This is a genomic window from uncultured Maribacter sp. (assembly GCF_947500985.1).
GTDB lineage: Bacteria > Bacteroidota > Bacteroidia > Flavobacteriales > Flavobacteriaceae > Maribacter.
The window spans coordinates 1-24,345 of record NZ_CANMTX010000011.1; the positions used below are offsets into that span (position 1 = coordinate 1).

At 34.8% G+C, this 24,345-nt stretch carries 21 protein-coding genes; 18 read left to right on the top strand and 3 right to left on the bottom strand.

All coding sequences use genetic code 11. From position 1 onward, the window contains the following. Positions 1–108: 108 nt before the first annotated feature. Positions 109–861, bottom strand: a complete 753-nt coding sequence (locus tag Q0871_RS17055) for an SDR family NAD(P)-dependent oxidoreductase (protein ID WP_299325849.1) — start codon at positions 859–861, stop codon at positions 109–111. Between the two features lie 12 nt (positions 862–873). Next, positions 874–1,740 (bottom strand): aldo/keto reductase, encoded by an 867-nt coding sequence (locus Q0871_RS17060; RefSeq protein WP_299325851.1) that lies wholly within the window; start codon positions 1,738–1,740, stop codon positions 874–876. A 168-nt stretch (positions 1,741–1,908) separates the two neighbouring features. On the opposite strand from Q0871_RS17060, the gene Q0871_RS17065 reads away from it, so the two are divergent. The 18 genes from Q0871_RS17065 (at position 1,909) to Q0871_RS17150 (ending at position 23,741) form a co-directional block, all read left to right on the top strand. Further along, the gene (locus Q0871_RS17065) at positions 1,909–2,910 is read left to right on the top strand and encodes a MoxR family ATPase (RefSeq protein WP_299325853.1); all 1,002 of its coding nucleotides are present in this window, start codon (positions 1,909–1,911) and stop codon (positions 2,908–2,910) included. 86 nt (positions 2,911–2,996) lie between these two features. Continuing rightward, positions 2,997–3,863, top strand: coding sequence for a DUF58 domain-containing protein (locus tag Q0871_RS17070; RefSeq protein ID WP_299325855.1), 867 nt, complete (start codon positions 2,997–2,999; stop codon positions 3,861–3,863). A gap of 5 nt (positions 3,864–3,868) precedes the next feature. Further along, the gene (locus Q0871_RS17075; protein ID WP_299325857.1) at positions 3,869–5,530 is read left to right on the top strand and encodes a hypothetical protein; all 1,662 of its coding nucleotides are present in this window, start codon (positions 3,869–3,871) and stop codon (positions 5,528–5,530) included. Then, positions 5,531–6,529 carry a VWA domain-containing protein gene (locus tag Q0871_RS17080; protein ID WP_299325859.1) on the top strand — a complete coding sequence of 333 codons (999 nt, stop codon included), beginning with the start codon at positions 5,531–5,533 and terminating at the stop codon, positions 6,527–6,529. Between the two features lies 1 nt (position 6,530). Continuing rightward, positions 6,531–7,577, top strand: coding sequence for a VWA domain-containing protein (locus tag Q0871_RS17085; RefSeq protein WP_299325861.1), 1,047 nt, complete (start codon positions 6,531–6,533; stop codon positions 7,575–7,577). Then, positions 7,558–8,427: a tetratricopeptide repeat protein gene (locus tag Q0871_RS17090; protein ID WP_299325863.1), complete on the top strand. Its 870-nt coding sequence runs from the start codon at positions 7,558–7,560 to the stop codon at positions 8,425–8,427. The genes Q0871_RS17085 and Q0871_RS17090 overlap by 20 nt, the downstream gene beginning before the upstream one ends. A 59-nt stretch (positions 8,428–8,486) precedes the next feature. Then, positions 8,487–10,211, top strand: coding sequence for a BatD family protein (locus Q0871_RS17095; protein ID WP_299325973.1), 1,725 nt, complete (start codon positions 8,487–8,489; stop codon positions 10,209–10,211). Positions 10,212–10,213: 2 nt separating this feature from the next. Further along, entirely contained in the window at positions 10,214–10,975 is a 762-nt protein-coding gene (locus Q0871_RS17100) for a tetratricopeptide repeat protein (RefSeq protein ID WP_299325865.1), read from the top strand. Between the two features lie 59 nt (positions 10,976–11,034). After that, on the top strand, positions 11,035–11,328 hold the full coding sequence (locus Q0871_RS17105) for a hypothetical protein (protein ID WP_299325867.1): 294 nt from the start codon (positions 11,035–11,037) through the stop codon (positions 11,326–11,328). A 69-nt stretch (positions 11,329–11,397) separates the two neighbouring features. Continuing rightward, a complete protein-coding gene (locus tag Q0871_RS17110; protein ID WP_299325869.1) occupies positions 11,398–12,990 on the top strand; it encodes a SulP family inorganic anion transporter in 1,593 nt (530 codons plus the stop codon). Positions 12,991–13,055: 65 nt separating this feature from the next. Continuing rightward, the gene (locus Q0871_RS17115; protein ID WP_299325871.1) at positions 13,056–13,685 is read left to right on the top strand and encodes a carbonic anhydrase family protein; all 630 of its coding nucleotides are present in this window, start codon (positions 13,056–13,058) and stop codon (positions 13,683–13,685) included. Between the two features lie 171 nt (positions 13,686–13,856). Then, the gene (locus Q0871_RS17120; RefSeq protein ID WP_299325873.1) at positions 13,857–15,731 is read left to right on the top strand and encodes a SulP family inorganic anion transporter; all 1,875 of its coding nucleotides are present in this window, start codon (positions 13,857–13,859) and stop codon (positions 15,729–15,731) included. A gap of 71 nt (positions 15,732–15,802) precedes the next feature. Beyond that, the gene (gene pheS, locus Q0871_RS17125; RefSeq protein ID WP_299325875.1) at positions 15,803–16,822 is read left to right on the top strand and encodes a phenylalanine--tRNA ligase subunit alpha; all 1,020 of its coding nucleotides are present in this window, start codon (positions 15,803–15,805) and stop codon (positions 16,820–16,822) included. Positions 16,823–16,831: 9 nt separating this feature from the next. Next, on the top strand, positions 16,832–17,227 hold the full coding sequence (locus tag Q0871_RS17130; protein ID WP_299325877.1) for a hypothetical protein: 396 nt from the start codon (positions 16,832–16,834) through the stop codon (positions 17,225–17,227). 234 nt (positions 17,228–17,461) lie between these two features. Then, on the top strand, positions 17,462–17,953 hold the full coding sequence (locus Q0871_RS17135; RefSeq protein ID WP_299325879.1) for a transcriptional regulator: 492 nt from the start codon (positions 17,462–17,464) through the stop codon (positions 17,951–17,953). 102 nt (positions 17,954–18,055) lie between these two features. After that, a complete protein-coding gene (locus Q0871_RS17140; RefSeq protein WP_299325881.1) occupies positions 18,056–19,141 on the top strand; it encodes an efflux RND transporter periplasmic adaptor subunit in 1,086 nt (361 codons plus the stop codon). A gap of 39 nt (positions 19,142–19,180) precedes the next feature. Next, positions 19,181–22,330 (top strand): efflux RND transporter permease subunit, encoded by a 3,150-nt coding sequence (locus Q0871_RS17145; RefSeq protein ID WP_036157438.1) that lies wholly within the window; start codon positions 19,181–19,183, stop codon positions 22,328–22,330. A 7-nt stretch (positions 22,331–22,337) separates the two neighbouring features. Continuing rightward, a complete protein-coding gene (locus Q0871_RS17150) occupies positions 22,338–23,741 on the top strand; it encodes a TolC family protein (RefSeq protein WP_299325887.1) in 1,404 nt (467 codons plus the stop codon). 98 nt (positions 23,742–23,839) lie between these two features. On the opposite strand, the gene Q0871_RS17155 is transcribed toward Q0871_RS17150, so the two are convergent. Beyond that, positions 23,840–24,307, bottom strand: coding sequence for a CYTH domain-containing protein (locus Q0871_RS17155; RefSeq protein WP_299325890.1), 468 nt, complete (start codon positions 24,305–24,307; stop codon positions 23,840–23,842). Positions 24,308–24,345 lie beyond the last annotated feature (38 nt).

Here is a 24,345-nt window from a genome sequence, read left to right on the forward strand (position 1 = left end):
TGGCTTTTGGCTTTTGGCTTTTGGCTTTTGGCTTTTGGCTTTTGGCTTTTGGCTTTTGGCTTTTGGCTTTTGGCTTTAAAGATTTTATTCTAAAATCTTTTCATTGTGTCAATTCTTATACACTATGGTTGAAGAAGCTTGTGCTGTTGGCATTACTACCAAATCGGCAATATTTACATGATAAGGTCTAGTAATTACATAATGAATGATATCTGCTATATCTTCTGGTTTTAAGGGTTGAAATCCTTTATACACATTCTCAGCTCTATCGTCATCGCCCTTAAAGCGAACATTACTGAACTCGGTTTCTACCAGCCCTGGGTTTACTGCACCAACACGTACTCCTGTGCCGTTCAGATCTATTCGCATTCCTTGATTTATAGCATCTACAGCATGTTTACTTGCGCAATATACATTGCCTTTTGGGTATACTTCTTTACCAGCTGTAGAACCAATATTTATAATATGACCAGATTTTCGAGCCACCATTTGGGGAATTATTGCTTTCGAAACATATAACAACCCCTTCACATTTATATCTAACATAGCATCCCAATCATCAATATTACCATCTTGTATGGTATCCATTCCATGGGCGTTACCTGCATTATTGATTAAAATATCTATTTGAGAAAATTCTTTTGGTAGCGAATCAACTGCTTCTTGAACAGCTTCCTTATTACGAATATCGAAATTTAAAGTATGTACCTGTACTTCTTTACCCAGTTCTTCTTTTAGCGCATCTAGTCGATCTTGACGTCGACCGCATAAGACCAAATTAATTCCGTTTAAGGCAAATTGAATCGCTGTAGATTTTCCAATACCACTTGTAGCTCCTGTAATAAATGCTGTTTTCGTCATTATATTTTTTAATTATGCAACTTCATGCCCTTCGTTAGCTTCTAGCAAGATAAACCAATCTTGAACATCCATATCAATTGAAACCGCATCCATTGCCAATTTTAAACGCTTTGGTGTCGCCGTGCCTACCACAGGGTGAATATTAGAGGGATGTTTTAAGATCCAAGCCAATAAAAGTTGATCTTCTGTTACATCATATTTTTTACTAAAATCTACCAATACTTTTTTAATTCTTGTATTTGCCTTTGACTCTTCTCTAAAATAATTGCCAAGCGGACTCCAGCTCATTGCAAGCCTATCAAACGTAATACAATCGTCTAAAGTACCATCGTTCATTACTGTGTTAGAGGACAATGAAAACTCAACTTGATTCGCCTCAACTTGAATTTCCTTTTCTATAAGTTGAATTTGAGACGGCGTAAAATTTGATACTCCGAATTGCCTGATTTTTCCATCATTCTTCAATATATCTATAGCTTCTGCAATTTCTGAAGGATTCATTAAAGGGCTAGGCCTATGCAATAACAACATATCTAAATGATCTGTCTGTAACATTTTCAAAGACCGCTCTACAGAAGATACAATATAGTCCTTATCATAATCGTAGTGCTTGACCCTATTCGACCGTTCTTTTACGTCGAACTGAATACCACATTTACTTATGAGTTGAATATCTTCTCTTTTAATAGCACTTTTTTTAAAAGCTTTGCCAAAATCTTCTTCATTGGTATAATCACCATAAATATCCGCATGATCAAAAGTGGTAATATTATATTCTAAACAATGATTCATTAGTGAAATCATCTCGGTGGTCGAATGCTGTTTTCCCCATTTGCCCCAAGTCATCGTACCTGCAATTATTCTAGAATATTTCAACATATTGTTATTTGATTAATGAAATTAAAAAGAAATCCCTTAAAACCTTCATAAAAATATGGGGTTTTCCATTTTTTTAACCTATCATTAACAGGGACTGAGTGAATAAATTTTCAATTTGCATAACTGTTAAAATTAGAAGCCTTAACAATCAATAATATATAGTTTTAAATGGAAGAAAATACTTCAATTGACATTAGTGCTGTTAATGAGAAAATAGCAAAAGAAAGCGCTTTTATCGATTTACTGATGCTTGAAATGAATAAAGTAATCGTTGGCCAAAAATATATGGTTGAGCGATTATTAATCGGACTTTTAGGACAAGGTCATATTTTGTTAGAAGGTGTGCCCGGTTTAGCAAAAACCTTGGCGATTAATACACTTTCAAAAGCTGTTAAAGGTAGTTTTAGTAGAATACAGTTTACACCAGATTTGCTGCCGGCAGATGTTGTAGGTACGATGATTTACAATATGAAACTAAACGACTTCTCTATTAAGAAAGGTCCTATTTTCGCAAATTTCGTTCTTGCAGATGAGATCAACCGTGCACCTGCTAAAGTACAATCTGCTTTATTAGAAGCTATGCAAGAAAAGCAAGTGACCATTGGTGACGAAACTTTTATTCTTGATAAGCCTTTCTTAGTAATGGCAACCCAAAACCCAGTTGAGCAAGAAGGAACGTACCCCTTACCCGAAGCGCAAATTGACCGTTTTATGTTGAAGACTGTTATTGATTATCCGAAAATTAATGAAGAGCAGTTAATTATGCGCCAAAATTTAAAAGGTAGCTACGAAACTGTAAATGCTGTTGTATCAATTGAACAAATACTAAGTGCACAGAAAGCAGTACGTGAAGTATATATGGACGAAAAGATCGAGAAATATATTCTTGATATTGTTTTCGCCACTAGATATCCTGAAAAATATAATTTAGAAAGCTTAAAACCTTTAATCAGTTTTGGTGCTTCGCCAAGAGGTAGTATCAACTTAGGTACCGCTGCAAAATGTTATGCTTTTATAAAAAGAAGAGGTTATGTTGTTCCTGAAGATGTACGAGCTATTGTACACGATGTTTTAAGACATAGAATAGGAATAACTTACGAGGCAGAAGCTGAAAATATTACCTCTGTTGATATCATCAACAAGATTGTAAACGAGATAGAAGTACCTTAATCTAGTTGTGATATTTGGTAAATACAATTATTTGATGCCAAATATAATGCACTGCTAACGGAGACTGTAAACTGTTTACTAAAAAAATGGATACCAAAGAGCTACTCAAAAAAGTACGAAAAATTGAAATAAAGACGAGACGTCTTTCTGACCATATGTTTGGTGGGGAATACCACTCTACCTTTAAGGGACGTGGTATGACATTTAGTGAAGTACGACAGTATCAATTTGGTGATGATGTAAGAAATATAGATTGGAACGTTACCGCCCGTTACAACGAACCTTACATAAAGGTTTTTGAAGAGGAACGAGAATTGACCATGATGCTTATGGTAGATATTAGCGGATCTGAATTATTTGGTACTACCAATCAATTTAAAAATGAAATCGTTACCGAAATATCGGCAACATTAGCTTTTAGTGCACTACAAAATAATGATAAGGTAGGTGTCATTTTGTTCTCTGATCAAATAGAACTTTTTATTCCTCCAAAAAAAGGAAAAACACACGTTTTACGCATTATTAGGGAATTGATAGAGTTTAAGCCTAAAAGTAACAAAACAGATATTGCACAGGCATTAAAATTCTTAAGCAGTATCATGAAAAAGAAGGCGATTGTTTTTGTTCTTTCTGATTTTATTGATGAAGGATATGAAAAGACTTTGAAGATCACAGGTAACAAGCACGATGTAACAGGTATTCGTATTTACGATGAACGTGAAGAAACAATTCCGAATATAGGTATGGTCCAAATTGAAGATGCCGAGACCGGTAAACTACAATTAATCAACACTAAATCTAAACAAGTACGTAACGCCTATGCTACATATAACAGAGAACGTGTGGCTTATTTTAAAGAATCGTTTACCAAAGCTGGTTGCGGAGTTTTAGATTGCAGGGTCGATGAAAGTTATGTGAAAAAATTATTGGGCTATTTTAAACGAAGAGGTTGATACGAATGATTACTATTAATAGAACAATTGAAAGCGGTGTTTCGTTCATAAAACGAATTTCACCTTTATTGGTATTTCTTCTATTCTTCGCTGAACTATCTGCTCAAGAACGACCAAATATTACAACAAAGGTAGATACCACTTTTATTAAAATTGGCGAACAGGTTCAATGGACGGTTACCGTCGATATAGATTCTACCGATTTTGTTATTTTCCCTGAAGGGCAAACATTTTCTCCTTTAGAAACCGTAGAAGCATTTGCTACAGATACCACAAGAAAAAAAGATAGGCTTACACTTCAAAAAATATATGCCCTTACCCAATTCGATTCTGGTGCATACAAATTACCATCGCAACGTATAGATATTAATGGAACCGGTTATATGACCGATTCTACACTGATCAATGTAGCTACCATACCAGTAGATACATTAAATCAGAAAATGTACGACATTAAACCACTTATCAATGTAGAAAAAAGCAATCTAGCTTTTTGGAAGTATTTGCTGATTGGCTTACTGATATTACTAATCTTAGGCGCACTTCTTTACTGGTTCGTATTTCGTAAAAAGCCACTTACCGAAGAAGAAAAAGTAGCACTTTTACCACCATACGATAGAGCTTTATTAGAACTTAAACGTTTAGAAAATTCTAAATATTTAATACAAGACGAGTATAAAGAATACTATTCTGAATTGACCACCATTGTACGTTCTTATTTAGAAGAAGACGCAAATGTTACAGCTCTAGAAAGTACCACAGGTCAATTGATTGAGAAATTAGAACTTTTAAAAGATGCAGGAGAATTAGAATTAGATGATGAAACCATCAAACAGTTTTCACAAATATTACAAACTGCAGATTTAGTAAAATTTGCCAAGAACAAGCCTTCTACATCGGTTGCAGAACAAGATAGAAAGCTAGTTGAGCAGATTGTAGAAAAAACACACGAAGCTTTACCAGAACCAACAGAGGAAGAGTTGCTGGAACAAGCCGAATACCAAGAAGAATTAGAGCGAAAAGCGAAAAAGAAGAAAATAAAAATTGCTATAATATCTACCGTAGCCTTAATTCTAATAGGTATTACTATTGCCGGCGTAAAATTCGGATTTGGTTATTTAAAAGATACCGTCTTAGGGCACCCAACAAAAGAACTTTTAGAAGGCGAATGGGTACGTAGTAGTTATGGCTTTCCTCCTATTCAAATAGAGACTCCACAAGTTCTGGTACGTCAAAAAATAAAATTGCCAGCAGAAGCTAAAGCTGTCATTGAAGATATACAAGCATTTCAATATTCTAGTCCAATCGGTCTTTTTAATGTAGCAACAACATCTGTAACGCTAGCACAAAAAGATGTGGAGCCAGAGTTTGATAAAACCATTGAACAAATTTTATCGAATTTTGAAAGTCAGGGCGCAAAGAACATCATTACCAAACAAGAAGAATTTAGCACAATAAGTGGTGTTAAAGGAGTAAAAGTTTTTGGAAGCGGTAAATTTTTAGCGCCAGGATCAGAAGAATTAATGGAAGGTGAATATACCGTACTCCTTTTTGGAGGAAAAGGTTTTCAACAGTATGTAATTCTTACTTGGTTAAAAGATGATACATACGCACAAGAAATAGTAGACCGAATTTTAGCATCGGTTGAAGTAAAAACAGAATTATAAATGTTCGAGAATATATCATTTGCAAATCCTGATTTCTTTTGGCTGTTTTTATTACTGCCATTAGCAATTGTGTGGTATATATTTAAACAAAAAGAGCAAACCGCATCTTTGCGAATTTCTAGCGCAAAAGGTTTTACCTATAATAGCATTTTACCAAAACTAAGGCCAGGCTTGTTCATTCTACGCCTATTGGCATTAGGCGCCATAATTGTAGCTCTGGCAAGACCACAGACAGAAGATATATCTACAAGAACCAAAACTACTAAAGGTATTGATATTGTAATGGCCATTGATGTTTCTTCTAGTATGCTGGCAAGAGATTTAAAACCTAACAGACTATCGGCACTGAAAGAAGTTGCCGCAGATTTCATCAAGCAAAGACCCAATGACCGTATTGGTCTTGTTGCTTACGCTGGTGAAGGGTATACTAAAACACCTATTACTACAGATAAAGCAATTGTGCTAAATGCTCTTTCAGAAATTTCATATGGCCAATTAGATGATGGTACCGCAATTGGTATGGGACTAGCAACTTCTGTTAACCGTTTAAAAGACAGTAAGGCGAAAAGTAAAATAATCATCTTGTTGACCGATGGTGTTAACAACACTGGTTTTATAGAGCCACAAACCGCATCTGAACTTGCACTCGAATTTGGAATTAAAACATACACTATTGGCTTAGGTACTAACGGCAATGCCCTTACACCTATTTCTTATAATGCCGATGGCTCTTTTAGGTTTGGAATGCGACAAGTAGAAATAGACGAAGAATTGCTGAAAGATATCGCAAATACTACAGGCGGAAGGTATTTTAGAGCCACTGACAACGAATCTCTAGAAGAAATCTATGATGAAATCAACAAACTAGAAAAAACGGAGGTAGAGGAATTTAAATATTACCGTTACGAAGAGAAATTTAGACTTTGGGTTTTAATAGCTGGAGGTTTGCTTTTATTAGAATGGATTTTAAGAAACACGCTTTTTAGAAGCTTTGTATAATATGGTACAGTACGACGAAAAAATATATTTCTATTTACTCATCATCATTCCGGTGATAGTGGTGTTGTTCCTATTATTATTGGTATGGAAAAAGAGAACGCAAAAGAAATTTGCGGACACCGAACTTTTAAAAAGGCTAACACCAAATCGTTCTTATAATAAAGGAGGTCTAAAATTGGTCGTTTTTATTCTAGCATTGGCATTAATGATCATAGGGCTGGTAAATCCTAAAATAGGCACAAAACTAGAGACCGTTAAAAGAGAAGGTGTAGATATTGTTTTTGCTGTTGATGTAAGTAAAAGTATGCTTGCAGAAGACATTGCCCCAAACAGATTGGAGAAGGCAAAAAGATTGGTTTCTGAAATAATAAATCAACTTGCAAGTGACCGTATTGGGATTATAGCCTACGCAGGACAAGCATACCCTCAACTACCGATTACAACAGATTATGGCGCTGCAAAAATGTTCTTACAGGGCATGAATACAGATATGCTAACATCTCAAGGTACGGCTATTGACCAAGCTATTGAATTAGCCACTACCTATTACGATGATGCGGAACAGACCAACCGTGTATTATTCATTATCTCTGACGGTGAAGATCATTCTGAAGGTTCTACATTAGATGCTGTAGAAGATGCCGTTGATGAAGGTATTATTATTTACACCATTGGTGTTGGTAAAGAAAAGGGTGCTCCGATACCGATTAAAAGAAACGGAATTTTAGAAAGCTTAAAAAAGGATAATCAAGGAGAAACCGTAATCACTCGTTTAAACGAGAGTGTTTTAGTAGATATTGCTAATGAAGGTGACGGGCAATATATAGATGGTTCTAACACTGATGAAGCCGTAGAATTTATTAAAGAAGAATTGTTGAAAATGGATAAAAAGGAATTTGAAGCCAAACAATTCGCAGAATATAAAGATCAGTTTCAATGGTTTATTGGCGGGGCATTGTTGCTTCTCTTTTTAGATATATTTATCTTGGACCGCAAGACCAGCTGGTTAAAGAAACTCAATTTGTTCAATGAGAAAAGAAATGAATAAAATAAATACAGTTTTAATACTACTTTTTGTTTGCTTTTCATCTTTTGCGCAAGAGGTTGATGAGAAAGAAAAACAAAAGTCTTTACAATCATCTACCAATCTTACTTGGGATGCTAACAAGGCATTATCAGAAGATGACTTTATTGCTGCAGAAGTAGATTACAGAAAGGCAATTTCAAAAAGTTCAGATAATAGCGCAGCCCCATATAATTTAGGTAACGCCTATTACGAAAATGAAACCTATAATGAAGCCTTTGGCAGATTTAAAGAAGCAGGCGAAGCATCTACATCTAAAGCGGACAAACATAAAGCTTACCACAATATGGGTAATGTTTTTATGAAGCGTAAAGATTATGCTAAAGCGGTAGAAGCTTATAAAGAGGCTTTACGTAACGATCCTACAGATGAAGAAACCCGTTATAATTTAGCCTTAGCAAAAGAGCTTTTGAAAAAAGAACAAGACGAAAATAAGCAAGACCAAGACGACAAGGATAAGGATAAAGATCAAGACGAGAACAAAGACCAAGATAAAAAAGACGAAGGCGACAACGAGGATAAGAAAGATGAAGGCGAGGACGGTGACAAGGGCGACGAAGGCGATAAAGACGAAGAGAAGAAAGACGATAATAAGGATGGTGAAGGGGACAACAAATCTGATCAAAAGAAGAAACCCGAACAAGGTGAAGGCGAGAACGAACAAGAGCAACAACAACCTAGACCTAATCAACTTTCTAAGCAACAGGTTGAGAATTTATTGAGAGCCATGCAAAATGCAGAAAAAAAGGTGCAAGATAAAATCGATGCTAAAAAAGTAAAAGGTGCTAAAATTAAAACCGAAAAAGATTGGTAGACTTTAAGTCCATAGCTAAACTTGGGTTAGTATTAACCGTTTTTCTATCATCAATTTTGATGATGGGTCAAGATAACAATGCCGTTACTTTTGAGATGAAACTAAGCAAACCAAAGCTTGGTTTAAACGAAAGACTACGCGTAGATTTTATTATGAACCGTGATGGCGATAATTTTAGCCCTCCAGATTTCAACGGATTCAAAGTAGTTATGGGACCTTCCCAATCTATAAGTTCTTCATGGATCAATGGTGTTAGAAGTTACTCGAAATCCTATTCATATACACTATCCCCTACTGCAAGAGGAAAATTCACTATTAAACAAGCATCCATTGTAATTGGTGGCGAAACCTATAAATCATTGGCGCAAAATGTAGAAGTAACTGCAGCTGTAGATAAGCCTAGTGATCAAATGACGGCGGATGATATAGCAGATGAAAATTTACATTTGGTTGCCGAAATTTCAAAAACTAACCCGTATTTAAACGAAGCCATTACCGTTATTTACAAGTTATATGTTAGTCCAGATATTAGGGTGTCGAATTATCAACCTTTAGACAATCCTACTTATAATAATTTTTGGAGTCAAGATATTAAGGTAACCATGCTTAGTGCGCAAAATGGCACTTATAAAGGTAAACCATATCGTTATGTAATCTTAAAACGTGTTGTTCTTTATCCGCAAAAATCTGGAAAATTAAACATAGAACCTTTATCTCTTGAGGTAACCGTAGATGTACCTACTGCAAGACGGGATTTCTTTGGTCAACGAATGTATGCCCAAACCAACAAAACCGTATCTGCAGGTAGTAGAACAATTAATGTAAAAGCATTGCCATTAGACAATCAACCTGCTGATTTTAATGGAGCTGTCGGTGATTTTGATTTTGCGGTAACAACAAGCAAAACGAGTTTAAATGCTTCAGAATCTTTGCAGGCAACGGTAGAAGTAAGTGGTAAGGGAAATTTAAAATTATTTAAACTTCCAGAACCTGAATTACCAAGTTCGCTAGAAGTTTATGAGCCTGAGTTTACAGAAGGTGTTAGAACAACCTTAGCAGGTATGCAAGGTAAGGTGAGCAACCAATACACCATTGTGCCTTCTTTTAGAGGTAAATATCCTATTTCACCTTTAAGCTTTAGTTATTTTAATCCTTCCACCGGAAAATACAAAACACTTACATCCGATGAAATAGTCATTAACGTTTTAGAAGGTCCGTTAAGCGCTTCATCTAATTCTGATGCAAATACTAATAGCAACAAACAATCTGTTATTAGCAGCGGAAATGAATTCAACTTCTTGAAACTTACACCGAACCTAACAAGCAAATCGGCATCTTACTTTTTTGGTTCAACCTCTTTTTACATTTGGTTATTGAGTCCGTTATTACTAATTCCATTAGCCATTTTCTTTAGAAAGAGAAGAGATGCTATCGCTGGTGATATCGTAGGTAATAAAATTAGAAAAGCAAACAAACTTGCACGTAAGTATTTATCTGCCGCAAGAAAACAACTAGGTAATAAAGAATCTTTTTATGTCGCCCTTGAACGAGCGCTACATAATTACTTAAAGGCCAAACTGAAAATTGAAACTTCAGAATTTAGTAAAGATAAAATTACCGAGCTACTTACAGAGAAGCAAATAGACAAGACTGCTGTAGATAGTTTTATAGCGCTTCTTAAAAATTGCGAAGCGGCAAGATACAGCCCATTCTCAAACGTACAAATGCAAGCCGATTATGATAAGGCAAGCGAGGTAATTTCTATAATGGATAAACAATTATAAGTATGTTCAAAAAGCTAGCTACTCTTATTAGCCTTTTCTCGGTTCTATTTTGCACCGCTCAGAACAACAAATTATTTGAGCAGGCTACCGAAGCATATAATGCCGGTGAGTATGACCAGGCGGTAACTTATTATAACGATATTCTAAGTAATGGAAAGCATTCTACTGCAGTATACTATAACCTAGGTAATTCGTATTACAAGCTTAATAAAATTGCTGAGAGCATCTATTTTTATGAGAAAGCTTTACTGCTATCACCAAACGATACAGAGATAAAAACAAATTTAAGCTATGCTCAGAATATGACCATAGATGCTATTGATACCATGCCCAAAACGGGATTATCAAAATTGTATAACAATATAACAGGCAAACTAACATTTGACCAATGGGCATATGTAGCCATAGGCTTCATGTTACTTTTTGTTCTTTTATATATCTACTTTTACAACTCAAGTTACAGCACTAGAAAACGGTGGGCATTTATTGGTAGCTTACTCGCGATTTTATTTTGTTTAATTTCTGTTCTTTTTGCATTTATTCAACGAAATGATTTTGATGAAAATCAACCTGCAATAATATTCGCTGAAGAAAGCATTGTAAAATCTGAGCCCAATAATAACAGTGCAGAAGTATTTTTGATTCATGCTGGAACCAAAGTGAATGTTTTAGACCAGTTAAATGATTGGAATAAAATTAGCTTATCTGATGGTAAAACAGGATGGATCCAAAAAAACGAACTTAAACTGTTAAAGGATTTTTAGAAAATTGTTAACAGTTTTTTATCATTTCAGCACTATCTTTACAATTGATTTTTTAGTATATGACTTTTTTCGCACGTATAACCTTACTGTTATTATGGCTTTTTGCAGTTACTGCACCGAGCATTATAACGCTATGCGATGTTGAAAACCCAATTGTAGTTACCAATCTTAATGAAGAAGAACAAGAGTCTGGTAAAAAATCTATGGGCGAAGAAAAGTTCGTTAAAGAAAATTCTTTAGATTATTCAATAGTTGCCATTTTTGAAAATTCAATTAGCAGTAACTTTAATATTGAAGGTTACCAAGACCTATCATTAGAGGTATTATCTCCACCTCCCGACCAATTTAGTTAGTCATTTTCGTATTTTATCAATTAACTAATCTGCCCTGAACTAATTCGAGGGCATAATTATATTATTTACATGTTTAAACATATCAAAAATGATATTCCTGCGAGTATCGTTGTATTTTTCGTTGCACTACCATTATGTCTAGGTATTGCTTTAGCTAGTGGAGCACCATTATTTTCAGGAGTAATTGCCGGTATTATAGGTGGTGTTTTAGTGGGTGCCCTTAGTGGCTCCAAAATTGGAGTTAGTGGTCCTGCTGCAGGTCTCGCTGCAATTGTTCTGACAGCAATTGGTACCCTAGGCGGTTATGAAAATTTCTTAGTAGCAGTTGTACTAGGTGGTATTATTCAAATGGTATTCGGAATATTAAAAGCCGGTGTAATCGGTTATTATTTTCCATCTTCTGTAATAAAAGGAATGCTTACCGGTATTGGTATCATTATCATTCTAAAACAGATTCCTCACTTTTTCGGTTACGACCCTGACCCAGAGGGTGACTGGGCATTTTTTCAAGTAGATGGAGAAAATACGTTTTCTGAGATTCTTAATACTATTAATAATATTAGCCCAGGTGCTACCTTAATTGCCATTATTGGTCTTTCGATTCTTCTACTTTGGGATAAAGTACTTTCTAAGAAAGGCAAAGTATTTCAAATTATTCAAGGTCCGTTAGTAGCTGTTGCCATTGGTATCTTATTTTATGTTTTCACTCAAGACAATGAAGTCTTAGGAATATCAAAAGATCACTTGGTAAGTGTTCCTGTACCAGAAGATTTTTCATCTTTTATAGGTCAGTTTCGCTTTCCTAATTTTAGCGCCATAACTAATCCGCAAGTTTGGATCACTGCCTTTACCATTGCGCTGGTTGCCAGTTTAGAGACCTTGCTTTGTGTAGAAGCAACCGACAAATTAGACCCTCATAAAAATGTGACTCCGACCAACAGAGAATTACTTGCACAAGGCGCCGGTAACATCGTATCTGGTCTTATTGGTGGTTTACCAATAACTCAAGTAATCGTTCGTAGTTCGGCCAACATACAATCTGGTGGTAGAACCAAATTATCTGCTATAATTCATGGTTTCTTATTATTGATTTCTGTAGTCTTGATTCCTACATTGTTAAATATGATCCCATTATCGGTTTTAGCTGCAATTTTATTTATTGTAGGATTTAAATTAGCTAAACCAGCTTTATTCGTAAAAATGTACAAATTAGGATGGAAACAATCTATACCATTTTTTGTTACCGTTATAGGTATTGTATTTACAGATTTACTAGTAGGAATTAGTCTAGGTCTTGCCGTAGGTATTGTAGTAATCTTACTTAAAAGCTACCAAAACTCTCACTTTCTACATATCGAAGACAAAAGTAATGGTAAGCATAGAATTAAAATGACTTTGGCAGAAGAAGTTACTTTTTTCAATAAAGGTGCTATTCTTAAAGAGTTAGATAGTCTTCCTCATGACACCTATTTAGAGCTTGATGTCTTAAAAACAAGATTTTTAGATTATGATATTATAGAGATTTTAGAAGATTTCAGCCTAAAGGCCAAGGAAAGAAATATCGATATCAAGCTAATTTCTAAGCGTGGTGTGGTAGAAAATCCGCCAAGTTATATTCAGTTCTTTGAGCAACGACCAAAATCAGATCTAAGCTTAAGCTAAAATTTTTTAAAAACTTAATACTGATTTTAAAGTATTAATTAAAACATAACTTAATAAGAAATAACATGAAAGCACATACTAAAGAAACTCAAGCAACGATGACCCCTAAGAAATCTTTAGATTTTTTGAAAGAAGGAAATCAGAGATTTCAGAGTAACTTAAAAGCGAACCGTAACCTTTTAGAACAGGTAAACGATACTAGCGAAGGCCAATTTCCTTTTGCTACCATATTAAGTTGTATAGATTCTAGAGTTTCTGCCGAACTGGTTTTTGATCAGGGACTAGGAGATATTTTTAGTGTTAGAATAGCTGGTAATTTTGTAAACGAAGATATATTAGGTAGTATGGAATTTGGCTGTAAACTAGCCGGTACCAAATTAATAGTAGTTTTAGGCCATACAAGTTGTGGTGCCATTAAAGGTGCCTGTGACCATGCCAGATTGGGTAATTTAACCGCATTGATCAACAAAATTGAACCAGCTGTTGATGCTGTCAAAGAACCTACGGATGAGAGTTTAAGAAATTCTAAAAATTTAGATTTCGTAGACGAAGTTTCGGCTAAAAACGTAGAGATGACCATAGATAACATTAGAACTCAAAGTCCGGTTTTAGCCGAAATGGAGAGTAATGGTGAAATTCTTATAGTAGGTGCCATGTATGATATTGCTACAGGTGCTGTTGAATTCTACAACTAGATACAAGAACATAAAATAGTAATCTTAAAACCGGTGTTTTTACATCGGTTTTATAATACCATAAAATCAATCAATTATTCGCAGCCAACGAATATATTTTATTTAAAAACGAAACGAATCGGTTATCAAAAAATCCGATTCAAACTCACTAAAATTGATTAATTTAATTGTATGAAGAATCTATTTTCAAATTTCAAAGGTGATTTATTTGGCGGAATTACCGCAGGTATTGTTGCTCTACCATTAGCTTTAGCTTTTGGCGTTAGCTCAGGAATGGGTCCTAGTGCCGGATTATATGGCGCAATTTTCATAAGTTTCTTCGCGGCACTTTTTGGTGGAACTAGCACACAAATTTCTGGCCCTACTGCACCTATGACAGCAGTAAGTATGGTGGTAATAGCGGGTATCGTAGCTGCAAATGATGGTAGCTTAGACAAAGCATTACCGGCCATCCTAGTAGTTTTTTTATTAGCTGGCCTAATACAAATAGGCTTAGGGCTTTTAGGCATAGGCAAATACATTAGATATATTCCTTACCCCGTAGTTTCTGGTTTTATGACCGCTATTGGTGTTATCATTTTGGTTACTCAAATTTTACCTGCCATTGGCTATTACCCAAAAGAAGATTCCGAGTTTGTAAATATTTACAAACCTAAAGCAGAACAAATTATTTTAGAAAATACACTAAAAGAGGAAGCCGACGAAGGTATTTTAGTTCTCGAAGATTTTAAGCAAACAATTTTAAGAGCTGAAGATATTACCGAAGCAGATAAGCTAAAAGAAGCTCAGACCTTAGCAAACTCTGAAGCATCTGGAGTAATAGGAGCTATTAAGGTGTTACCAAGAGCATTAAAAAATGTTAAATGGCTAGAACTGATTCTTGCGCTCTCCACCATTATCATTATTTATGGTTTCAAAAAAATTACCACAGCAATACCTAGCGCACTGGTTGCCCTTATTGTAGTATCTGGTGTGGCTTATGGTTTTGGTTTGAAGTATAGACCTATTGAAGAAATACCTAGCGATTTTCCTATGCCGAATATGGGCATTTTTACCCAGTTCGATTTAAACTCCGTAACTCCATATATCTTTACCGCACTTACTTTAGCTTTACTTGGCGCTATAGATTCTTTACTTACATCTGTTGTCGCAGATAATATGACCAAAACAAATCATAAACCAAACAAAGAATTAGTTGGTCAAGGTATAGGCAATAGTATTGCTGCAATATTTGGCGGTATACCGGGTGCCGGTGCCACTATACGTACGGTTGTAAATATTAATGCAGGTGGTAAAACCAAATTGTCCGGTATGGTGGCCGGTATTCTTTTGCTTATTGTTCTTTTAGCTCTTGGACCGATCGCATCAAAAATACCAGCCGCGGTTCTTGCAGGTATACTTGTTACCGTTGGTCTTGGTGTAATGGACTATAAAGGCCTTAAGGCCATACCAAGTTTACCTAAAGATTTGAGTATTGGACCTCTTAAATTTAGTTCAGAAGTGGTAATTATGCTTGTGGTATTGGTACTATCTTCCATCTGGAATTTAGTATATGCCGTGGGTGTTGGTTTAGTTCTCGCTTCTTTAATGTTTATGAAAAAAATGGGCGATTTAACCGCAGAACGCTCAGATGTAAAGTCACTGGAGAAAGAAGTTAATTGGCCAGACGAAGCTGCTTTTCCTTTAAGTTTACAAGAAGAAGTTTTCATAAAACACTTAAAAGGTCCCTTATTCTTTGGATCTACGAGTGAGTTTCAACATTTGGCAGATCAAATACCCAATACTGCATCTACCGTAATCATAAGAATGGGTAGAATGGAATACATGGATCAATCTGGTTTATATACCTTGGAAGATGTTTTGTTCGGACTAAGAAAATCTGGAATTGATATTCTATTTGTTGATGTCCTTAAACAGCCTAGATATATGATGGAACGTGTTGGTGTAATTCCAGAATTAATACCAGAAGAGCATATTTTTAAATCATTTGATGATTGTTTAACCTATGTTAAGTCTAACGTAAAGGATAAATTTGCCAAAAGCTAATTGATCTTAAGCAACAAAAACATATCATACCTGTTTTAAAAGTTTTAAATTTGCGGCTTTAATCAACATTCATGATTGATAAGATAAAAGAAGAAATCGCTACAGTAGCATCGTTCACAGCTGACAACTTGGAAGCCGTTGAAACGTTCCGTATTAAATATTTAGGCAAAAAAGGTATTCTTAACGACTTCTTTGCGGAGTTTAAAAATGTACCTAATGAGCAGAAAAAAGAGTTCGGTCAAACTATTAACGAACTTAAAAATGCAGCTACAGAAAAAGTAGAATCTTTAAAACAGGCTTTAGAAAATAACCAAACCGATGAACAGGTATATGGCGATTTATCTAGACCTGGAGATGCTATTGAACTAGGCGCGCGTCATCCTATTTCAATAGTAAAGAATAAAATCATTGATATTTTCTCAAGAATTGGTTTCAATGTTTCTGAAGGTCCAGAGATAGAAGATGATTGGCATAATTTTACTGCGTTGAATTTACCAGAATATCATCCTGCAAGAGATATGCAAGATACTTTCTTTGTTCAAACAGATCCAGATATTCTTTTGCGTACACATACCTCTTCGGTTCAAGTGCGTTATATGGAAAACCACCAACCTCCTATTCGTACAATATCTCCAGGTAGAGTATATAGGAATGAAGCAATTTCAGCACGTTCTCATTGTTTCTTTCACCAAATAGAAGGGCTTTATATTGATAAGGATGTTTCTTTTGCAGATTTAAAACAAACACTTCAATACTTTACTGCTGAGCTTTTCGGTAAGTCTAAAATTAGACTAAGACCTTCTTACTTTCCATTTACAGAGCCTAGCGCTGAAGTTGATGTATACTGGGGACTAGAAACTGAATCTGACTATAAAATCACAAAAGGTACTGGATGGTTAGAAATTGGTGGTTGCGGTATGGTTGACCCAAATGTGCTTACAAATTGCGGATTAGATCCTGAAGTCTATTCAGGTTTCGCTTTTGGTGTTGGTATTGATCGTATAGCTATGCTTCTTCATCAAATAACAGATATTCGTTTATTAAGTGAAAATGATTTACGCTTTTTAGAGCAATTTAGAAGCGCCCTTTAATATCACCTTGTGAAAAAAGATATTGAAATACCTATTGTTAAGGACGTACAAGTAGCCATTATTCGTGAATGGAACGAAGAATTCTTGGACAAAGATTGGAATGCTTACATCTTAAATAATCGTGAAACTGCTATTGAAATGACAATGGTAGTTTCAAAAGGATACGAAGGTGATCGTAAAACTTCAATAATGAGACACAATATTGGTATTGTAGAGCCCAAATCTTTTAAGAAAATTGAAGTGGTTCAAGATGATGTTTTAACATTGAACAACGAGTTTTATGTTACCTTCTACGCAGACAATAAACTATACGAGAAACGATTTATCTTCAGTAAAAATTCAGTTATAGAAGCTGACCTCTCCACTATTCCACTAATTGAGAAAGAAGGTGTTTTTGCCTCATAAAAAACCTCTTTCACAATAATAATTACTCTAAGTTACTAAATACATTCTTTTTTCTTTTAAAAGACACAACGTTTTTTAAATGCTCACACAGTTAAAAATATTTTTTATTCAATTAATTTTCAAATAGTTAACATATACTTTCGTACTTGTAACATATGTTTTAACAAAATTTAAGTTCTTTTAGTTTGTTTGTAGGCGAACTAACTATACCTTTGTCGCTTCAATTTTAGTCATATGAGTAAAGAAGAGATAAAAAATAAGCTAATAGAAGAACTGGGAGTTCATTTCGAATCTGAATATGATTTGCCTCCATTAGCTGCCAGAATCTTTGCGAACTTGGTTATTACAGAAGAAGAAGGGTTAACCTTTGAAGATTGTCTTCTTAAGAGAGGCGCTAGTAAAAGTTCTATTTCAACATCCTTAAATCTTTTATTACAAATGGATTTTGTAAAGTATTTTACAAAATCTGGTGATCGTAAACGATATTTTAAGGTTGCTGAAAAGAATACTTTCTTCATTAAAAAGCTTAATCGCTCATTAACAAAACTTGAAAGAGAGAGTGAAATGGTTCGTGAAATTACCGCTTATAATGAAGAGTATAGACCTGATAAACATGAAGAAAACAAAAACAAAATAACAGTTTACGTTAAATGTATCGATGATATGACATTAAGCCTAAAAACTACAATTGCTGCATTAAAACAACAACAGCAAGAGCTAAAATAATTTTTTACATCCATTTGGTTCGTTTTTTACCGAACATTCCGAATTAACAAAACCTTAACAAGGTTAAGCAACTATTTTAATACAAATAAACATCCATCTAAAATGAAGAAATTATCAATTATAGGATTATTAAGTGCAACTCTTCTTTTGAGTTCCTGCTTTAGTTCATCAGAAAAACCGGCAGAAGGAGCAGCCGCACCTCCACCACCAAGTTTAAAAGTCGAAGCCCTAAAAAAGCAAGATTTAACTACATACAACGAATTTTCAACCACTTTAGAGGGTAAACAAAATGTTGAGATTTGGCCTAAAGTTTCTGGTTTTGTGCAAAAAATATATGTGGAAGAAGGTCAGAAAGTCAAAAAAGGACAACTACTTTTCAAATTAGAGACCCAAACTCTAAACCAAGATGCTAATGCAGCTAAGGCTTCAGTTAATGTTGCTCAAGTAGAAGTAGATAAATTAAAGCCCCTAGTTGAAAAGAATATCATCAGTAGCGTTCAGTTAGAAACAGCTAAAGCACAACTTGCACAAGCAAAAGCTAGTTATCAAAGCGTTGCTTCTAATATCAACTACGCTAATATTTCAAGCCCTGTTGATGGTTATATTGGTGAAATTCCATATCAAATGGGTGCTTTAGTAAGTTCTTCGATGACACAACCTTTAACTACGGTTTCTGACGTTAGTGTAGTTCGCGCCTATTTTTCTATGAGTGAAAGAGAAGCTTTAAACTTTAAGTCTTCATTACCTCAAAATAAAGACCACCTAATTGACCTAAATAAAGCACCTGAAGTAAAATTAGAGATGATTAATGGTGCAGATTATGCTAAACCAGGAAAAATTGCAATGGTTAATAACATAATCAACAGCTCTACAGGTAATGTAACAGCTAGAGCAGATTTTGAAAATCCTAATAATATACTAAGTAGCGGAAGTACCGGTAAAATAAAAATTCCAACAATTTATGAGGGTGTCTATGAAATACCACAAGTTGCAACGATAGATTTACAAGGTAAAAAATTGATATATGTTTTAAAAAGTGACAATTCAGTCACAACTATGCCAATTGATATTATTGAGAACACCCAAAAAGGCTATATCGTTAAAAATGGTATAGAACAAGGAACAACTATTGTAGTTGAAGGTGTTACAAAAATAAAAGACGGAATGACAATTACACCAGTAAAATAAGACTTTCCAAAAAATCATTTCATATATAAATAAATAAAAATGTTCCAAAAATTTATAGATCGCCCTGTACTTTCTACAGTAATATCGATCATAATAACCATTTTAGGAGTTCTAGGCTTATCATCATTACCTATTGAACAATACCCAGAAATTGCACCTCCTACCGTACAAGTAACAGCTACATATACAGGCGCAAATGCAGAAACAATTCTAAATAGTGTAATTGTACCGTTAGAAGAGGAAATAAACGGTGTGGAAGGAATGACGTACATGACTTCTAGTGCAAGTAACGATGGTGCAGCGAGCATTAGCGTATTTTTTAAGCTAGGTACAGATCCAGATATTGCGGCAGTAAACGTTCAAAACAGAGTTGCTAGAGCAAACAATGTATTACCTAGTAACGTAATCGCAAACGGGGTTATCACTGAAAAAACACAGACAAGTGCATTAATGTTCTTCTCGTTGTTTTCAGAAAATGAAAACTACGATGCAACATTTGTTGAAAACTACGCCAACATCAATATTGTTCCAAAATTACAGCGTATTGAAGGCGTTGGTAGTGTAAATGTTATCGGTGCTAGAGATTATTCTATGCGAGTTTGGTTAAAACCAGATAAAATGGCCGCTTTTAACTTAATGCCTGCAGATATACAAAGTGCACTTAATGAACAAAATGTAGAAGCTGCAACAGGTAAAATTGGTGAAAATGCAGATGGAGTTTACGAATATGTTCTAAAATATAAAGGAAGATTATCTGAAATTTCAGAGTATGAAAATATTGTAATTAAAGCACAAGATAACGGACAGTATTTAAGATTAGGAGATGTTGCCGAAATTGAATTGGGTGCTTTTAATTATGGCACCAAAAATGAAGGTATGGGAAACCCAGGTACAGTTGTGGGTATTTTTCAAACTTCAGGATCAAATGCTAACGAGATAATTAAGCAAATTGAAACAATTCTAAAAGAAAGCAAGAGCGATTTCCCAAAGGGGATAGATTACATAATACCTTATAACTCAAAAGACTTCTTAGATGCTTCTATAGACCATGTTATAACTACTTTAATAGAAGCTTTTATCTTAGTATTTATAGTTGTGTTCTTGTTTTTACAAGATTTTAGATCCACACTAATACCTGCAATTGCAGTACCAGTGGCAATTATTGGTACTTTTTTCTTTCTTCAACTATTTGGCTATACCATAAATATGTTAACCTTATTCGCAATGATTCTTGCCATTGGTATTGTGGTTGATGATGCCATTGTGGTGGTCGAAGCGGTGCATGCTAAAATGGAGGAAGGTGCTACTAATGCAAAAGTAGCTACCAAATCTGCAATGTCAGAGATTTCAGGTGCAATTATATCCATTACTCTGGTGATGTCTGCTGTGTTTATTCCTGTTTCGTTCATTGAAGGATCTTCAGGAGTTTTTTATCAACAGTTTGGTATTACATTAGCTATCGCTATTTTAATATCAGCTGTAAACGCACTTACGCTAAGTCCAGCTTTGGCCGCCTTGTTTTTAAAGCCTCATACACCTTCTGACGAACACAAGAAAAAGAGTTTATCTAAACGTTTCTTTTCTGCTTTCAATACTGGTTTCGATGCTATAACGGATAAATATATTGGTTCTGTAAAATTTTTAGCCAACAAAAAATGGTTGACAGTTTTATTATTAATCATTTTTACAGGCGTTGCTGCTTTACTTTTCAAGACTACACCTTCAGGATTTATTCCTAATGAAGACCAAGGAATTATTTTTGCCGATATGACTTTGGCTCCTGGTACAACTTTAGAAAAAACACAGGAAACGGTTAAAAAAATGGATTCAATCTACGAGTCTATGGACATTGTTAAGGCTAGAATGAATATTGCAGGTCGAAGTTTATTGAACAATGTTAACGGTGGTTCTTACGGATTCTCTGTAATAAAACTAAAAGATTTTGAAGAACGTAAAGGCGATGGTCAATCAGTAGATGCTACAATTGGAGCTTTATTTGCTAAAGCCGCAACTATTAAAGATGCTAAAATTCTATTCTTTGCACCACCAAGTATTCGTGGTTTTGGAAACTCTGCAGGTTTTGAAGTTAACCTGCAAAGTAAAGACGCAGATGACTGGCATACGGTTAGTAATACAACAAATGAATTTTTAGCTGCATTAAACGCAAGACCTGAAGTTCAATATGCTATTACACAGTTTAACCCAAATTTTCCTCAATACGAATTAGTTGTTGATGTAGAAAAGACAAAATCTGCAGGACTTGCATTAACTGATATCTTTAATACAATGCAGGGCTATTATGGTGGCTTATATACCACCGACTTTAATAAATTTGGTAAACAGTATCGTGTAATGATACAGGCTAAACCAGAGGACAGAGCAAATGAAGAATCTATAAATTCTATTTTTGTAACGAATTCTAAGGGTGAATCAGTCTCTATTTCTCAATTCGTTTCTTTAAAGAAAATTTATGGTCCTGAAGTTGTTAGTAGATTTAACCTATTGAGTTCTGTAAAAATAAATGGTGCTCTTAATCCTGGCTACAGTACTGGTGATGCCATTAACGCAATTGAAGAGGTTACTGCGCAAGTATTACCTCAAAATTACACCTATGAATATTCTGGTTTAACAAAAGAAGAAAGTAGTGCCGGTAGTCAAACCATTATCATTTTTGCATTGAGTTTAATATTTGTATACTTTCTTTTAAGTGCCCAATATGAATCATATATATTACCATTCTCAATTTTATTATCGTTACCAGTAGGTATCGCAGGTGCTATTGCTTTTATAAATTTTGCAGGTTTAGAGAATAATATTTATTTCCAGATTGCATTGATTATGCTTATTGGTTTACTATCTAAAAATGCCATTCTTATTGTAGAGTTTGCATTGCAACGTAGAAAGCACGGTATGTCTATTATTGACTCTGCAATTGACGGAGCCAAAGCGAGACTTAGACCTATTTTAATGACCTCATTCGCCTTCATTCTTGGTTTAATGCCTTTGGCGTTGTCATCAGGTATTGGTGCAGTAGGTAACCGATCTATTGGTATGAGTGCCGTTGGTGGTATGTTAATAGGTACCATTTTCGGTGTATTCGTTATACCGGCACTGTATGTTATTTTCCAATCGCTACAAGAGCGCATTACTGGTGCACCGCAAGAACTTATTGAAGAACCTAAGAACTAAAGAAATCATGAATAAATTAGTATCCAATAAACTTATACTGGTCGCTTTTCTGCCACTTTTATTGCAGTCTTGCTTTACCGCAAAAACATACGAGCGCCCAGACTTGGAAACAGAAAACTTGTTTCGAACCGATAATTTACCTCAAGACAGTGTGTCTTTTGCATCGGTTTCTTACCAAGACCTTTTTACAGATTCTTATTTGAAGACTTATATTCAAAAAGGATTAGAAAACAACCTTGACATTCGCATTGCACTTCAGAGCATTGCGTCTGCAGAGGCTTATGTTAAGCAAGGTAAAGCTGGTAATTTACCTACTATTACTGGTGCTGCAAGTGCAACCAGAACTGCAAGAACTAGTGAGAACGGACAATTTGGTAGTTTCTTCACTCAGCCTTTTAATCAGTATGAAACTTCTGGTACTGTTTCTTGGGAAGCTGATATTTGGGGAAAAATTAGAAGTACCAAACGTGCTAGCGATGCGAGTTATTTACAAACTGTAGCGGCACATAAGGCCGTAAAAACTAGTTTAGTGGCACAGATTGCTACTACTTACTATCAGATATTGGCTCTAGACAAGCAAATTTCCGTTACTGAAGAAACAATTGAAAACCGTTCTAAAAGTTTAGAAACGATTTCTGCGCTGAAAGAAGCAGGACAAGCAAATCAGGTTGGTGTTGATCAAACTGCCGCGCAATTATATAGCGCTCAAAGTCAATTACTAGACCTAAAAAATGCATTGTATCAAACTGAAAATACAATGAGTATTCTATTAGGTGAACAACCACAAACCTATGATCGTACCACTTTAGATGAGCAAACTCTGACTAACGATTTACAACTAGGCGTTCCAACTCTTTTACTCCGTAACCGACCTGATGTTATGCAGGCAGAATATGGCTTAGTCAATAGTTTTGAACTGACAAATGTTGCTCGAAGCAATTTCTACCCTTCAATTACCCTTTCTGCCCAAGGTGGATTTCAAAGTTTAGAAATTGATAATTGGATAGATTCTAGTTCCATTTTCGCAAATCTAGTAGGTGGCTTAACTCAACCCATTTTTAATGGTAGAAAAATAAGAACTGCCTACGAAGTAGCGCAAGCTCAGCAAGAGCAAGCAGTATATATGTTTAAGAAAACACTTTTAAATGCTGGTCAAGAGGTATCCAACGCTTTGAATGATTATAACATCTCTTTAGAAAAAGAAGAATTTATCTCTAAGCAAGTATCAGCGTTGAAACGTGCTGAAAGTAATTCTGAAGAATTATTGAATAGTGGTTATTTAACATACCTAGATCTTTTAACTGCTAGAGAAAATGCTTTAACGGCTGAACTTAGTTTAGTAGCAAACAAACTATCACAATTGTCTGCTACTGTTGAGTTATATCGTTCTCTTGGCGGTGGATGGCAATAGTATTTGCTTTGAAAATTAGCATTTATTATAAAAGGGTCGGTATTTATTTACCTACCCTTTTATATTTTTAAAACTTATGTCAAAATTTTAATATAAACTTACCACTTTTTAAATGGGTGTTTACTTAGCTGTGAATTGTAATACTTTACCTCACCTGTAACTTCAATACCCAACCAAGCTGGCTTCTGAAATGATTCATTTTCATCGTTCAATTCTATTTCGGCGATAGTTAATCCTTCATTATCTACAAAGAATTCATCAACTTCATAAACATGGTTTCCAACGGAAATTTCATATCTATACTTATCTAGAATACCTTTTTCGCATAATTTCAAAAGTGCATCAGCTTCTTCTACAGTAATTTCTTTTTCCCATTCAAACCTAGAAGTACCCGAGGCGTTAGATTTCCCTTTTACAGTAATAAATCCTGCATCACCCTTAATTCTAACTCTTACCGTTCTATTAGGGTCGGTATTTAAAAAACCTTGAACAATACGTGTTTTAGATGTTGCTTCAGATTTATAATCATCAGATTTCACCAAAAATTTACGCTCTATTTCTATCATATGAATGGTTAAAACTATTATCCAAAAACTAAGATAAG